Genomic DNA, 14,469 nt, shown 5'->3' on the forward strand with positions numbered 1-14,469 from the left:
CAGTGTGCATGATAGAGCTATTGCCATACGCGATATTGCAATAGCAGATAGCACTGCACGAATATCACAGTATGAAAAGGAGATCCGCAGCTTAGAATCTTTTTATGCAGAATCAGAATCACAAATGGCGCAGATGTTACGCCAAGGTGTCGCATTTACCGCTAAAGAGCGCGATGTTCTTCAACGTATTGAAGATATTCAAACCAAAACGCTTCCCATCGTTGAAACAATTATAAACATGAAAAAAGCTGGTCAACAGGTTGATCAGAAAGTGCTTAATGAAGCAAGGCCTGCCTTTATTGAATGGCTTAACACCATAAATCAGTTTATTGATTATCAAGAAGAGCAGAACCAAATTGCAACGCCCCAAGCGAGAAATGTTGCGGGTACGTTTCAAAACTTTATGTTGATTCTGTGTGCAATTGCGATAGATTTTTCTGTTGCTGTTGGCTTTTTAATTGAGCGCAGTTTGCGAGTGACATTAGGTGGAGAGCTAAATGAAGCGCAAGAAGTTATTGCTGTTTTGGCGGAGGGGGATTTAACGAAAAGTCTCAAAACACCTTACTCAAATAGCATATTAGATTCGCTAGATACAATGAGTACGAAACTCACTAGTATTGCAAAAAATATTATTCATGCTTCAGATAAACTTCAGGATAAAGTTGAAGAGGTTTCGGATGGCTCAACAGTGGTTTTAAACGGTGCTCAACAGCAAGCTCAGTTAACAATCGAAACAATTTCTCAATTGGGAAATATGAGTTCAAGCATTGATAGAGTGGCTGATATTGCGGCTCAAACGGAGATTAACTCTGAAAAAACAGCTAATAATGCTATGGAAGGTCGTAAAATAGTAAATTCAGCGGCGCAAGAGATGGAGCAAATAGCTACAACGGTTAACCAAACGGTAAACCAGATAAAGTTGTTAGATGAAAATACCAAGCAAATCGGCGGCATTGCAAGTGTGATTAGTGGTATATCTGAACAAACGAATCTTCTCGCACTGAATGCCGCAATTGAAGCGGCTCGAGCTGGAGAGTCTGGCAGAGGTTTCGCTGTAGTAGCGGATGAAGTGAGGCAGTTAGCAAAGCGTACAGGGGAGGCGACGTCACAAATAGAGTCGATGGTTAATGATGTACAAAGCCAAACTGCAGCATCCGTAGTTGCAATGGAGACCACCCAACCTCAAGTTGAAAATGGTAAAAAACAAATAATGCAAGCAACAGAATTGTTGAAACATATTGAAATGCAAGCAACAGACTCGTTGGAGCTTGTTAAACAAGTGTCAAGTGCAGCGACGGATCAGGTTCAAGTTGTAACCGATTTCAGTACAGCGATGGAGCAGGTAGCAGCGATGTCTGAAAACACTATCGATTCCATGAATAAAAATGACAAGGCAACTAAAGTTTTGAGTGACTTATCAACATCACTTAAAAAAGAAGTTGGCTTTTTTAAGGTGTAACTGCCCTATTTATTTCATCGATCGCCAAGCAAATGTAGAGGCGGCTACAATCACCGATACGGCGATACCTAAATAAAGCGTCTCAATTGTGCCGCCAAATTCTACAGCATGTTCTAAAAATAGAATAACTAGCACAACGGATGTGACTTGTACTAAAGTGATTTTTAGGTCATGAAAGTCTTCAATATTAAAAGCGGCAAGAAACTGGCTTTTTTGCGGCCTATTTGGCGTGATAAACAAGCGGTATAAACTAATCGTTATTACTTGAAGTGTAATACCGATAAGCAATAAGTCTAAAACCTTTAAGAGCTCTACAATAAGCTCTTTGCCACCTTTTGCGGAGTCAGGTAAATTAAAAATTGTTGCTTTGACAAGGTGAAACACAATATTGATACACGAAATGTAGACAAGAAATGCAGAAATGGCAGCAGTTAGTACAGCAATAAGAACAAGAAAACGGCTGTTTTGAAAAATACGTTCCATGGTTGCTCACTTTAAAATCATAACAATACTGTTAGTAAGCATACAGTAAATTGGCGACCTTACTCGATTTTTTCGGTTTATATTTAAAAGGGAAAGGGGGCGCCTTTCCTCTTTCTTATTATAGTTGCCGCTTAAGGTATAGCGCTATAATGCAGTTAAACTCATTTCTAGCATTGCTTGAATTTTTTAACTATTTTAGCTTAAGTTTTAGGCTCAAACTGCGCAATACGTGGGATGTGGATATGCCCGGTTGGAATGTCTGAATTCAACTCTTTACGTAGATGAACGCTGCGATATAAAATTTCGTTTTAGAAGTAGCCGCTTCTCTCTTCACACCGATTGCGCTTTCAGGCTCTTATAAATATTTAGGTGTATTACTTTATTTGGCTATTAATATCTGCTCCAACTTACTATCCAAGTACATGCAAGCTAATAGTAATGCCAAAGATAGTAATGGGATGTAAACCAAAGAAGGCACCACATCGCCGCGTATTACCACGTTAAATGCTATAGGCGATAAGATAACGTTAATTGCTATCACTCGATAAGTGAAAAGTATGACTCTGGTGAGCATGATTGATCATTCCATTTGCTTCTGATTGCGCTCATTTTAGAAACAAATGAAAAGTCTGACAAAAGGATAATATTCACGCTAAGAGTGAATGCTATTCACCCTGGCTGGTGATGAGGTCAGACTTTTTTAACCAATTAAGAAAACATTTGATATCGTGACGTTCTGCATCTTCAGGGCGGTATACAGCGTATAATGACTTAGCGTAAGGCATGGTATTTTGAAACGGGGTCACAATGACTCCTCTGCTTAATGGAATATTCTCAATTGGGAACATCGCTAATGCCATCCCCAGTCCCTGTGCGGCGGCATTGATTGCCGAGTCGTAATCGTTGAAACTCAGTGAGCGTTTACTATCTTTTAGATTTAACCCTACATATTTTGCCCAGTATGACCAGGCATCGTCGACATAGGTAAAGTCAATTAATGGTAAACGGCTTATATCTTTAAGTAAATGTGGCTTGTGTTCATTTGCAAAGCTAGGTGAGCATACCGCTGAGATTTGAATGTCAGTCAACTTATGAACAATGCTGTTTGGCCAGTTGCCATCACCTAACCTAATGGCTAAATCAATATCTTCATATTGTAAATCAGATACTTTGTTTCCGATTTCGACTCTTATCTCAATGTCAGGGTGAGCCTCTTGGAATGCACCGAGTTGAGGGATGAGCATATTGCTGGCTAAGGTTGTAAAACATGAAATTTTAAGAGAAGGTGATGCGAAGCGTTGTTGTAGTTTTTTTGTGCCTTGCTCAAATTGACCTAAGCCTTTTTGAATATATTGTAGATATATTTTGCCAGCATTATTTACCGCGACGCCTCGGCTTTTGCGTTGAAATAAATCAAAACCTAAATGTGATTCCAAGGCTTTAATTTGGTGACTGACTGCTGAAGGAGTTATATAAAGCTCCTCACTGGCGGCTTTAAAGCTTTCTAACCTTGCAGCAGCTTCAAAAATACTGAGAAGGTGAAGGGGAGGGTATTTATGTTTCATTGATAATAGGCCGAAAATCTTTTAATTAAGCATAAATTAAAAGCATGAATAGGTGAATAAAATTCAATGTTTTTTGTTTGTTGTAAAGTGTATTGGAGCTAAAGGGGGAGGTTACAGTACCACTTAATATTTTAGGAGAAAAGTGGCACTGAATGTATTATAAAGCAGTTAGGCTATGCTCAAGCATTGACTGAATTTGTTTCACTATTTTAGCTTCAGTTTTAGGCTCAAACTGCGCAATGCGGGGTGTGTGGATATGCCCTGTTGGAATATCTGAATTTAGTTCATTGCGTAGGCGAATACTTCGGTATGAAATTTCGTTAGATAAATAACCGCCGCCGCCTCCTTTCACCGCGATTGCGCCTTCAAGCTCTTTTAAAGACTTAGGCTCAAAGGCTTTCTCAAGAGTGACTACTTTATGGTTATCATTTATTTTGAATGCACCTTCGGCTTTAAGCATTTGTGTAACAGGTAAGCTAAACTCAACAAATTCATCACCTGGAAGAGGTCGGTCATTCAAGCTGGAAATCTTAGGGGCAGAGGCTGTTCCACCATAAACAATGTTTACGTTATCTGGCGCTGTTACGCTTCGGCGTTTTCCCGGGAAGCGCTCTAGGTCAAATTCTTTACCGCCCATGCTAACCGTAACAATCATATCCACATTATTTAGTGCGTAATAAGGCGCAAGTAATTGTTCAATAATACCTTGGTCAAAGTCGGCGTAACGTACCGGAACCATAACCGTATTTATCTCAGCTGTTATACCTTTATATTTAATCACTTGGCCGTCTAATAATAGGGCTGCAACACCTGATGGGTTACTTTGATTAATGTGTTTATCGAGTAGAAATGGATCAAAGCCTGTAAGTAAGATTTTTTTATCTGTGTTTTTTGTATAGGCAAGATCTGTGCGGCCACGGCTACCGTTTTCGAGCATCGTTAGAAGTGCTAAACGCTCTGCATCTGTTATGGCAAAATCAGGTTTATTAGAGCGGATAACTTTACTTGAAAGTAAACGTGCCCAATACAATTGGCGATCGTCATAGCTATTTGTTTGAGTTATTTGTGTTTTAGCATGGCGCCAGAGCTGCTTTGCGTAGTCATTAATTAAATCGGTTGCTTGCTGATAACTACCGACACTTTGCCATGATTTTTTTAGCGAAGCCACGTTGTCAGAAAACGCAGTAACCACATTTGGCATAGCCGCTGTGGCTGTTTTAATTCGCAACTCTTCTGTTGTTAGGTTCGTTGCAAGGGCATTAAACGATGAAGCGATTATGCTGGTAGCAAGTAAAACGTTTTTCATGAGTATCCTATTTAGTTACAGCTTATTTGTAGGCCGAGAGTTACTATCCTATGGATAAAAGGTTAGCGCAAATAAAATCGATTATTAACAAAACCGCATCTAATTAGTTTAATAGTAAGCAACGCTCATTTATCAAATATTCTATAACTGGTATTCTATGATCATTAATTTGTTAAAGAGTAAACAGTATGATTAACGATAACGATGTCATTGACACCCTTGAAGAGCTCGACGCATTTATCCGTTTAGTTGAAAGCGGTGGCTTAGGCTTAAAGAATGTTTCAGGCTTGGCATTAGCAACCCACAACAGTAATAAACGCCCATTTATTGCTGTGCTTGATGATGAGCATAAATTATTGTTAGGCCGTTGGGTTACGCAAGAAGTATATGAAAACGGTAAAGATCTAGTGCGTGGCGGTTCTAAAAAGCCCCATTAGTCGCATTATTAAAAGGTGTTTATATATAGTGCGCTAAACCGACTCAGTGGATTACAGGATTCATAGAAAGTTGTTCATTTAGTGTCTATTTATATATCGTATAAGCACCTCAATAGACAAACACATGATGAGCTATTACCATAAGCAAAATTTATTTATGCGTGCTAAATATGTCTCTACCTTCTTGTCCTAAATGCCAATCTGATTATGTTTATGAAGATCAAACTCTATTAATTTGTCCTGAATGTGCGTTTGAATGGGATCCCACACAAAATGACGACGATGATGCTGTTAAAGTTAAAGACGCCAATGGAACACTGTTAGCTGAGGGTGACAAAGTGACGGTGGTTAAAGACTTGAAAATAAAAGGCAGCTCTCAGGTAATTAAAATTGGTACTAAAGCCGTTATCCGCTGGATTAAAGACACAAAAGATCATGAGCTTGACTGTAAAGTGGATGGCGTCGGTGAAATGATGGTAACTGCTAAGTTTGTAAAAAAAGCTTGATAAGGCAGACGCCGTGTAATTAGAGTTTTGTTGTATAAAAATTGGTTATACGAGTATAAAACTTGAATAGGGTAATAAGCGTATAAACTTAATTTACTACCAAAGGCATGCCAATGAACCAAATAAACCCTCGCAAGTTATTACGCAGTAAGTGGACAGCAGTATCACCTAGCAATAAAGAAAAGCACTTTATAATTACCGACATTGAATTTGATGAAGAGGGTGTGCTAATTCATTGTGAAATAGAGGCTGTAATGTCAAAACGAGCTCAATTAATTGATTGGCGACAGCTTAAAGAGCAAGACGTTTGGCTCCAAGGGTGGAAATAAAAACCGGCGCGTGTGCTATTATTTCACCTCTATAAAAGAAGGTCTTTAAAATGATGAATACCAAGCTGTATAAACGTGTACTAAATCTTGCAGGTGATCTTGTTCATGCTGCACAAAGAAAAGATCAAAAGAAATTTGATGCGCTTTACGATGAGCTTAAAGCCCTGTGTATTGAAAACGAAAACACAGATAAAGATCACCCTGTACAATGGGAAACGTTAGCTGACTTTACTGACGAATTTAGTGATGCAATTACGCTATACGAAAAAGCATTGGCGAAAGCATCAGCTATTAATGCGAAAGATTACATGTCATCAATAGGCTATTCATTAGCAACTATGCATGTTGAATTAGGTCAACAACCGCAGGCGATTAAAGCGCTTGAAGAAGCTAAGGTGAGTGCGAACAAAATTGCAGATAAAGAACTAAAAGCGGAAATTGACGGCTTACTAACTGATTTAAAAGGCTAAAGGAAGAGGCAATGAAAAAAGTGTTGGTGGTGTGTTTAGGTAATATTTGTCGCTCACCCACTGCAGAAGCCGTTTTAAAGGCAAAAGTGGCAGAGCGTAAGGTATCTGTAGAGGTCGATTCGGCTGGCACAATTGGCTACCACGCAGGTAATCCACCAGATAAGCGTTCACAGGCTGCAGGATTAAAGCGCGGTTATAGCTTTAAAGGTATGAAGTCGCGCAAAGTTAGTCTTCACGACTTTGACTATTTTGATTTAATACTGGCGGCAGATAAATCGAACTTGGCTGATTTAACCGCGCTTTGCCCATCACATTTACAGTATAAATTAGCCTTGTTTTTAAGTTACGGTAATTCAGTGACCGACGAAATTCCAGACCCTTATTACGGGGGAGAAAATGGCTTTGAGCACGTACTTGATTTAATTGAAGGGGCGAGCTAGGCTATTCTCGATACTTTATAAAATAGCCCTTAACAGGGCTATTTTTGATTAATAAGGTATTTAACGTATTTTAAAATCAAGTTGCACTTTGGTTTTGGCCAGTACAGCACGACCGTCTTCAAATTTAGGTGCATAGCGCCACTTTTCTATGGCTTTTAAGGCTTCTTTTTCAAACGCAACTCCACCAACAGATTTTAATACGCTGATGTTTTCTACAAATCCAGTTGGCGTTACATCAAATTCCATTTGCACATAGCCGCTGCGTCCTTGTTTAACTTTACTCAAAGGATAATCAGGGTTTTCTCGATAGAGCGGGGTTTGCTCTTGATTTTCTTTCCATGGCACCATTTTAGCAATCGCGATGCAGTGCTTAGTAGCTTCTTCACTTTGACCTTTTAGTTCATAAAGGTGAACGAGCTTAGAATGCGCACTGAGCTCTGCTTGATGATCAAAGCTCAGCGCATTATCAAATACGTTTACAATGCGGTTTAAACGTTTAATCGCTTTGTTATATTGCTTTTTTCCTTGTGCAAAAGCGGCAACTAGAAAATCAGCTTTAACTCGTTCTACAGAATTTTCAGGTAAATTTTGTGTGTAATATTCATCCGCTTGCTTTAAGTATTTGCGTGCTGTTAAATGTTTTCTGCCAAAGTGTGAATAGGCAAAATCTTTGGCTGCAGTTAGCTGCAAGTCAGCTGCTAACTTAAACTGGTTGTTATGCTTTGCAAGGTCGATTACTTGGTCATACAAATCCACTGCATGAGAGGCTGTTGATGCGCTATTGGCCATACCTGTGAGCGAATCGACCAAGATTAAACTATTCTCAGGATGGTTTTTGGCTAATATGCTATAAGCACTTTTAAACAAATCATAACGCTCAACTTTTGACTCTTTGCTTTTGTTTTTAAGTGCATTTGCAAAATTAGTTGCAAGATTTGCTGTATTATCCGATGTAGGACCGTATAGCTGTTTTCCTAAAGTGTAGGCTTGTTTAGCAAAAAGGTAGGCATTTTCGCCTCCTTGCTGGGCTGTTAAATAATTTTGGTAGGCGGTTTTAAAATCAGCGTTTAAAGTTTCATTTGCCACTGCATAGTTGCTATAAGCTAGACCGAGACACAGCACTAAAGTTGATACCTTCATAATAATCCTTATTACTTTGTGTTAGTGAATACTACCAAATAGGTACGCACGTGTCATTTAAGAACAGTAATATTAAATGTTAACTGCGGCTTTTAACTTGGGTATATACCCAAACCACCTCAAAATGCAGAATTCAGCGTTTCACAGGGGCTTAATATCAAGGCGTTACTTTGCAACAATGGCAGTCCCTTTTAAGAAGGAACAACGATGAGAGTAAGTGCCTGTGAAACGCCCAACGGGTTGGTTTAAAAGTGATTTATACTGCGTTATTGATTTTAACAATAGAACCACTATTCCTTGCAATCAATGCCTTGTCTAAATCGCTTTTAATTCCAACTGAAACTCGCATCTTGAGGTGGCTTGGGTATAATGCTTGAATTGTAAGTGATAGCCTCAATATAGTCTTCACTTCATGCGGTGATCATACATCCGTGTCTTTTTTTGTGATAATATCACATTTAATGTATCGCATTTACTTTTATATTTGGATTTGTCGTGGCGCAAGTAAGAGCTAGAGTCCAGCTTAACGTTGGAAAAAACAGTGATATCCCCGCAGAAATAATTTCGTTCAGCGGCTTAAATGATGGGCAAGAGCATGTAGCTTTGGTGTTTAATCGCGCTGATAGTGAGCAAAAAGTGCCGCTTATTCGCATGCATTCAGAGTGTTTAACCGGTGATGTGTTTCATTCATCGCGGTGTGATTGTGGTGAGCAACTCAACGAGTGTATTGAGATGATGCACAATCAAGGAGGGATTTTACTTTATTTACGCCAAGAGGGCCGAGGCATAGGCTTGTATAATAAAATTGATGCTTATGTACTGCAGTCCCAAGGTATGAACACATACGAAGCAAATAATCATTTGGGCTTTGCAGATGATTTACGTGATTTTTCTGATGCTGTTTTAATGCTTGAGGCAATGGGATTGGCCCATGTTAAATTAATGACCAATAACCCGAAAAAGCTAAATGCTTTAAAAGATGCCGGTATTGAAGTTGACGCCGTTATTGGCACTCACGCTCATATCAAAGCGGGTGTAGCAGGCAATAAGTCTTACTTAGAAACAAAAATAAAGCATGGCGCGCACATGTTAGACATAAAGAAGATTAAAAAACCGTAGTTTTGCGGCCTCACCTCTGTAATCCCATCCAGCGCCGAGTTATACTCGGCGTGTTTTGTTTTTAAATTAAGAGCATGTATGTCAATCGAGTTACGAGTATTTAAAGCTGATGCTGGTGTTAAGTGGTTCAAAGCCGGTTGGCTTATTTTTAAAACCCAGCCGCTTACTTTTATATTTATGCATTTATTTATCGGCATAGTTGGGTTGTTATCGCTATTTTTGCCTTTCTTACAAATCATTGCTGCACTGGCAACCCCATTTTTAACCGCGGGCTTTTATCAAGCTGTGTTGACCAAACAGCAAGGCGGCAAAATTATGTTGGCGGATATACTCAAGCCTTTCTCAGCTAAAGGTAACCGCCTTGGACTCCTGCGTTTAGCGCTGTATCAAATGGCAGCTGGAGTACTAATGGCATTACTTGCTAATGGCCTATTTGCAGAAGCGGTTGCTATTATGAGCGATCCGAATGTTGACCCTAATGTTGCATTACAGCAAGTGATTGACAGTATTTCTATGGCCAATATAGCGTTGTTTTTAATCGCTATTTCGTTCTACCTTACTGCGTTTGCCTATGCCGTACCCTTGGTTTACTTTAATCAGCAAAAACGTATTCTTGAAGTGTTAAAAAGCTCGCTAATGGTGTTCTACCATAATGTTGCTGCATTAAGTGTTTATGGTGCTATTTGTGCCGTATTTATTGTTATATCTGCGTTTTTAACTTTTATACCGCTGTTGGTTTTAATGCCAATTTGCTACATTAGCTTTTTTGTATCATACCAAGCTATTTTTATGCCTGTGGTACCACCAACGCAAAGCGAACCAACAGAGCCTGCGCAGTCTAATGATACCGGGCGTTTTGACGCTTAATGACGCAGATGGATGACACGCTTAAAAAAAAGCTGAAAAATTACGTACTTTGGTTACTCGCACGACAAGAGTATTCACGGCGTGAATTAACAAAGAAATTACAGCAAAAAGAGGCGACGCCTGAATTTATCGAGGCTTTATTAGATTGGTGTGAAGAGCACAATTTTATAAATGAGCAGCGTTATGTTGAAGGGTTTGTGCGTCGCCATATTGCTAAAAAGCATGGCCTAAAGCGTATACAAAGCGAAGCCATGGCTAAGGGAATTGATAGAGCCTTGCTCATTACAATTGTTGAAACAATGGAGATAGACTGGTTTCAACTAGCGCAGGAAGCGTATTTAAAAAAGTATTCAAATGCACAGAACGATTTCGATTACAAAGAAAAAGCCAAGCGTACACGCTATTTGATGTATCGAGGGTTCAGTTACGAACAAATAGATTTTGCAATGCAAGCACAGTAAAAATGGGTGAGACTTTCAAATGCAGCACATGACTACCGCACAGATCAGGCAACAGTTTTTAGACTTTTTTGCCGCTAAACAACACCAAATTGTTCCATCTAGCTCGCTGATCCCGGGTAATGATGCGACGTTATTATTTAATAATGCCGGTATGGTGCAATTTAAAGATGTATTTTTAGGCGCAGAAAGCCGTCCTTACAACCGTGCAACCAGCTCGCAACGCTGTGTTCGTGCTGGCGGTAAGCATAACGATTTAGAAAATGTAGGCTATACGGCGCGTCACCATACGTTTTTTGAAATGCTAGGTAACTTTAGCTTTGGTGACTACTTTAAACAAGATGCGATTAAGTTTGCGTGGCAGTTCTTAACTGAAATAGTGAAGCTTCCAAAAGAAAAGCTGCTTGTTACTATTTATCACACAGATGAAGAAGCGTTTGATTACTGGTCAAAAGATATTGGCTTACCAAGCGAGCGTATCATTCGTATTGATACTGCTGATAACTTCTGGTCAATGGGTGATACAGGTCCGTGTGGCCCGTGTTCTGAAATATTTTATGACCATGGTGAAGAAATTTGGGGTGGGCCTCCAGGTTCACCTGAAGAAGATGGTGACCGTTTCATCGAGATTTGGAACTTGGTATTTATGCAATATAACCGTCAAAGCGACGGCACTATGGAGCCACTACCAAAGCAGTCTGTTGATACCGGTATGGGACTTGAGCGTATAGCCGCTATTTTGCAAGGTGTGCACTCAAACTACGAAATCGATTTATTCCAGGGTTTAATCAAAGCAGCAGCGGTAGTAACCAATGCGCAAGATATGGACGATAAGTCACTGCGCGTAGTAGCTGATCATATTCGTTCATGTGCATTTTTAATCTCAGACGGTGTAATGCCATCAAATGAAGGCCGTGGTTATGTACTGCGCCGTATTATTCGTCGTGCTGTGCGCCATGGTAATAAATTAGGTGCTCAAGGAGCATTCTTCTATAAGCTTGTTGCGGCACTGATTGAGCAAATGGGTCAGGCGTACCCTGAGCTTGCTAAGCAACAAGAAATTATTGAAAAAGTATTACGTATTGAAGAAGAACAGTTTGGTAAAACGCTTGAGCGTGGCTTAGCTATTTTAGAAGATAGCTTAGCGAACTTGAGTGGCGATGTGATCCCGGGTGAATTAGTATTCAAACTTTATGATACCTATGGTTTCCCTGCCGATTTAACCGCTGACGTTGCCCGCGAACGTTTTATGACGATTGATGAGCAAGGTTTCCAAGAGTGCATGGATGTGCAGCGTAAAACTGCACAGCAAGCAGGTAAGTTTGGTGCAGATTATAATCAACAATTAAAATCTGATAAACACACTGACTTTAAAGGATACGATGCGACTCAATACAGTGGCACTGTGATTGAAATGTTTGCCCAAGGTGAGTCTGTTTCAGTACTCGAAGATGGTCAACAGGGTATTGTTATACTTGATCGTACACCGTTCTATGCAGAGTCAGGCGGCCAGATTGGCGACACAGGCACATTAAAAGTAGCAGGTGGTGAGTTTGCTGTTACCAATACCACAAAGCTAGGTAATGCGTTTGCCCATCACGGTACTGTTATTGGCCGTGTAGGTGTTAACGATAAGGTAGAAGCCACTATTGATGACGCGCGTCGTGAGCGTGTTAAAAAGAACCATACAGCTACACATATTTTGCATGAAGCATTACGCCAATTGTTGGGTGATCATGTATCGCAAAAAGGCTCTTTAGTTGACCCTGAGCGTTTACGTTTTGATTTCTCGCACTTTGAAGCCGTAACAAAAGATGAGCTTCGTGAAATAGAACGCGTAGTTAACGATGAAATACGCCGTAACTTTGCGTTAAATACTGAGCTTATGGCCATTGATGACGCTAAAGAAAAAGGCGCAATGGCTCTATTTGGTGAAAAATACGATGACGAAGTACGCGTAGTCACTATTGGCGATTACTCAATTGAGCTATGTGGTGGTACTCACGTTAAGCGTGCTGGTGACATAGGTTTGTTTAAAATTGTATCAGAGAGTGGTATAGCTGCGGGTGTTCGCCGTATTGAAGCGGTAACCGGTGCTGACGCGATTGCTTACGTTAGCGAACAAGAACAACACTTAAACGACGTAGCTGCGCTTGTTAAAGGCGACAGTGCATCAGTGCTTGAAAAAGTAACTGCTTTACTTGAAAAGTCGAAAGGTCTTGAAAAGCAAATTGCACAGCTTAACGATAAACTAGCCAGTGCTGCTGGCGCATCGCTACTTGATTCTGTTGTTGAAGTTAATGGCGTTAAACTGCTTGTTGCCAATGTAGAAGGGACTGAATCTAAAGCCTTACGTGGCATGGTTGATGACCTGAAAAACAAGATTGGCTCAGGTGTTATTGCCCTTGGTGTTGCAGATGGTGCTAAAGTCAGTCTGATTGCGGGTGTTACTAAAGACCTAACTGGTAAAGTTAAAGCAGGTGAGCTGGTAAACCATATGGCTTCACAAGTGGGTGGTAAAGGTGGCGGTCGCCCTGATATGGCGCAAGCTGGTGGCTCACAACCAGAGAACTTAAGCACAGCCTTAGACAGCGTGACAGCTTGGCTTACTGAGCGCGCATAAGTTTAAGTGGCGCTTATAGTTCAAAAGTTCGGTGGCACTTCGGTAGGCTCTATTGAGCGTATTGAAGCCGTCGCCGACCTTGTTGTGAAAACCAAGCAACAAGGTCATCAAGTGGTGGTGGTGCTCTCTGCAATGTCTGGAGAGACTAATCGCCTTATCAATCTTGCAAAACAAATCGATGCTCGCCCGAGCAGCCGTGAACTTGATGTTTTAGTCACTACAGGTGAGCAAGTTTCTATCGCTTTGCTTGCTATGGCTATTATAAAACGGGGTCATTCAGCGGTGAGTTTACTTGCCGACCAAGTTAATATTCAAACCGATAATATGTTTGGTAAAGCGCGTATTACTGATGTCGCAGCCACTCGTTTAAAGCACGAGCTTGAACATAACCGCATCGCTATAATTGCTGGTTTTCAAGGGCGAGACATAGAGGGAAATATCACTACTTTAGGAAGAGGCGGAACAGACACATCTGCCGTGGAAGTCGCTGGTGCAATTGGTGCAGATGAGTGCCAAATCTATACTGATGTTGATGGTGTTTATACCACAGATCCTCGAATAGAGCCTAAAGCGCGGCGAATGAGCCATGTCACTTTTGAAGAAATGCTTGAGATGGCAAGTTTAGGCGCTAAAGTATTGCATATTCGTTGTGTAGAGGCGGCTGGCAAATATAATCTACCTATTCGTGTTTTATCCAGTTTTAACCCAGATCAAGGCACCTTGATCAGCTTTGAAGAAACCGATATGAAAAAATCCGTAGTCTCAGGTATCGCTTTTAATCGTGACGAGAGTTTGGTTCGTATAGATGGGGTACCAAGTGGTACTCATCACTTGGCGGCCATTTTGAAACTTTTCGCTGAGAGTGGCATTGAAGTAGATATGATTAATCAAGTTAATCATAACGTTGATAAAGTAGACTATGCTTTTACGGTGCACACCAATGATTTTGAACAAGCGCTTGAAGTATTGCGAAATAACCGCCATATTATTAGTAGTACCGATATTACTGGGAACAGTTCAGTTGCTAAAGTATCAGCAGTTGGTGTTGGTATGAAGTCACATTCAGGTGTGGCAAGTTTATTTTTTGATGCATTAGCTCAAGAGAATATAACGGTGCAACTTGTATCAACATCTGAGATTAAAATATCAGTTTTGATTGCAGAAAAATATTTAGAGCTAGCTGTTCGTGCATTACATAAAGTTTTTTTGACAGAAAGTGAATCGATTTAGAGTTTTTACTTACTTTTAAGGTTTATTTTCTTTAAGA

The 14,469-nt window shown here is 40.2% G+C and carries 15 protein-coding genes; 11 read left to right on the forward strand and 4 right to left on the reverse strand.

The window, feature by feature from the left end:
- Positions 1-4 precede the first annotated feature (4 nt).
- Positions 5-1,459 carry a methyl-accepting chemotaxis protein gene (locus tag ACFI4Z_RS16235; RefSeq protein ID WP_462671485.1) on the forward strand — a complete coding sequence of 485 codons (1,455 nt, stop codon included), beginning with the start codon at positions 5-7 and terminating at the stop codon, positions 1,457-1,459.
- A gap of 9 nt (positions 1,460-1,468) precedes the next feature.
- Here ACFI4Z_RS16235 and ACFI4Z_RS16240 read toward each other — a convergent pair whose 3' ends face one another.
- The 3 genes from ACFI4Z_RS16240 to ACFI4Z_RS16250 all read right to left on the reverse strand — a co-directional run bounded on the left by ACFI4Z_RS16240 (position 1,469) and on the right by ACFI4Z_RS16250 (position 4,813).
- Entirely contained in the window at positions 1,469-1,942 is a 474-nt protein-coding gene (locus tag ACFI4Z_RS16240) for a YqhA family protein (protein ID WP_462671486.1), read from the reverse strand.
- A 665-nt stretch (positions 1,943-2,607) separates the two neighbouring features.
- Positions 2,608-3,507 carry a LysR substrate-binding domain-containing protein gene (locus tag ACFI4Z_RS16245; protein ID WP_462671487.1) on the reverse strand — a complete coding sequence of 300 codons (900 nt, stop codon included), beginning with the start codon at positions 3,505-3,507 and terminating at the stop codon, positions 2,608-2,610.
- 157 nt (positions 3,508-3,664) lie between these two features.
- A complete protein-coding gene (locus ACFI4Z_RS16250) occupies positions 3,665-4,813 on the reverse strand; it encodes a hypothetical protein (protein WP_462671488.1) in 1,149 nt (382 codons plus the stop codon).
- Between the two features lie 188 nt (positions 4,814-5,001).
- On the opposite strand from ACFI4Z_RS16250, the gene ACFI4Z_RS16255 reads away from it, so the two are divergent.
- The 5 genes from ACFI4Z_RS16255 to ACFI4Z_RS16275 all read left to right on the forward strand — a co-directional run bounded on the left by ACFI4Z_RS16255 (position 5,002) and on the right by ACFI4Z_RS16275 (position 6,995).
- Positions 5,002-5,250 (forward strand): hypothetical protein, encoded by a 249-nt coding sequence (locus ACFI4Z_RS16255; RefSeq protein ID WP_099296380.1) that lies wholly within the window; start codon positions 5,002-5,004, stop codon positions 5,248-5,250.
- Between the two features lie 170 nt (positions 5,251-5,420).
- Positions 5,421-5,756 carry a zinc ribbon domain-containing protein YjdM gene (locus ACFI4Z_RS16260; protein WP_099296378.1) on the forward strand — a complete coding sequence of 112 codons (336 nt, stop codon included), beginning with the start codon at positions 5,421-5,423 and terminating at the stop codon, positions 5,754-5,756.
- Positions 5,757-5,869: 113 nt separating this feature from the next.
- Entirely contained in the window at positions 5,870-6,085 is a 216-nt protein-coding gene (locus ACFI4Z_RS16265; protein ID WP_462671489.1) for a TIGR02450 family Trp-rich protein, read from the forward strand.
- 50 nt (positions 6,086-6,135) lie between these two features.
- Entirely contained in the window at positions 6,136-6,555 is a 420-nt protein-coding gene (locus tag ACFI4Z_RS16270; protein WP_462671490.1) for a tetratricopeptide repeat protein, read from the forward strand.
- Positions 6,556-6,566: 11 nt separating this feature from the next.
- Positions 6,567-6,995, forward strand: coding sequence for a low molecular weight protein-tyrosine-phosphatase (locus ACFI4Z_RS16275; protein ID WP_462671491.1), 429 nt, complete (start codon positions 6,567-6,569; stop codon positions 6,993-6,995).
- Positions 6,996-7,055: 60 nt separating this feature from the next.
- On the opposite strand, the gene ACFI4Z_RS16280 is transcribed toward ACFI4Z_RS16275, so the two are convergent.
- Positions 7,056-8,135, reverse strand: coding sequence for an energy transducer TonB (locus tag ACFI4Z_RS16280; RefSeq protein WP_462671492.1), 1,080 nt, complete (start codon positions 8,133-8,135; stop codon positions 7,056-7,058).
- Between the two features lie 495 nt (positions 8,136-8,630).
- Between ACFI4Z_RS16280 and ACFI4Z_RS16285 the strand changes: the two genes are divergently transcribed.
- The 5 genes from ACFI4Z_RS16285 (at position 8,631) to ACFI4Z_RS16305 (ending at position 14,432) form a co-directional block, all read left to right on the forward strand.
- Positions 8,631-9,254 carry a GTP cyclohydrolase II gene (locus ACFI4Z_RS16285; RefSeq protein ID WP_099296373.1) on the forward strand — a complete coding sequence of 208 codons (624 nt, stop codon included), beginning with the start codon at positions 8,631-8,633 and terminating at the stop codon, positions 9,252-9,254.
- A gap of 78 nt (positions 9,255-9,332) precedes the next feature.
- Complete coding sequence (locus ACFI4Z_RS16290) at positions 9,333-10,121, forward strand: BPSS1780 family membrane protein (RefSeq protein WP_462671493.1); 789 nt, start codon at positions 9,333-9,335, stop codon at positions 10,119-10,121.
- An 8-nt stretch (positions 10,122-10,129) separates the two neighbouring features.
- Entirely contained in the window at positions 10,130-10,582 is a 453-nt protein-coding gene (locus ACFI4Z_RS16295) for a regulatory protein RecX (protein ID WP_462671494.1), read from the forward strand.
- Positions 10,583-10,601: 19 nt separating this feature from the next.
- On the forward strand, positions 10,602-13,202 hold the full coding sequence (alaS, locus tag ACFI4Z_RS16300; protein WP_462671495.1) for an alanine--tRNA ligase: 2,601 nt from the start codon (positions 10,602-10,604) through the stop codon (positions 13,200-13,202).
- A gap of 6 nt (positions 13,203-13,208) precedes the next feature.
- Positions 13,209-14,432, forward strand: coding sequence for an aspartate kinase (locus ACFI4Z_RS16305; RefSeq protein ID WP_462671496.1), 1,224 nt, complete (start codon positions 13,209-13,211; stop codon positions 14,430-14,432).
- Positions 14,433-14,469: the final 37 nt, after the last annotated feature.

The organism is Pseudoalteromonas sp. RWi3 (assembly GCF_054960735.1).

Bases quoted from the DNA above. Each gene is read 5' to 3' on its own strand.
- ACFI4Z_RS16240 (WP_462671486.1), bottom strand. From the start codon at position 1,942: ATGGAACGTATTTTTCAAAACAGCCGTTTTCTTGTTCTTATTGCTGTA.
- ACFI4Z_RS16245 (WP_462671487.1), bottom strand. From the start codon at position 3,507: ATGAAACATAAATACCCTCCCCTTCACCTTCTCAGTATTTTTGAAGCT.
- ACFI4Z_RS16250 (WP_462671488.1), bottom strand. From the start codon at position 4,813: ATGAAAAACGTTTTACTTGCTACCAGCATAATCGCTTCATCGTTTAAT.
- ACFI4Z_RS16255 (WP_099296380.1), top strand. From the start codon at position 5,002: ATGATTAACGATAACGATGTCATTGACACCCTTGAAGAGCTCGACGCA.
- ACFI4Z_RS16260 (WP_099296378.1), top strand. From the start codon at position 5,421: ATGTCTCTACCTTCTTGTCCTAAATGCCAATCTGATTATGTTTATGAA.
- ACFI4Z_RS16265 (WP_462671489.1), top strand. From the start codon at position 5,870: ATGAACCAAATAAACCCTCGCAAGTTATTACGCAGTAAGTGGACAGCA.
- ACFI4Z_RS16270 (WP_462671490.1), top strand. From the start codon at position 6,136: ATGATGAATACCAAGCTGTATAAACGTGTACTAAATCTTGCAGGTGAT.
- ACFI4Z_RS16275 (WP_462671491.1), top strand. From the start codon at position 6,567: ATGAAAAAAGTGTTGGTGGTGTGTTTAGGTAATATTTGTCGCTCACCC.
- ACFI4Z_RS16280 (WP_462671492.1), bottom strand. From the start codon at position 8,135: ATGAAGGTATCAACTTTAGTGCTGTGTCTCGGTCTAGCTTATAGCAAC.
- ACFI4Z_RS16290 (WP_462671493.1), top strand. From the start codon at position 9,333: ATGTCAATCGAGTTACGAGTATTTAAAGCTGATGCTGGTGTTAAGTGG.
- ACFI4Z_RS16295 (WP_462671494.1), top strand. From the start codon at position 10,130: ATGGATGACACGCTTAAAAAAAAGCTGAAAAATTACGTACTTTGGTTA.
- alaS (WP_462671495.1), top strand. From the start codon at position 10,602: ATGCAGCACATGACTACCGCACAGATCAGGCAACAGTTTTTAGACTTT.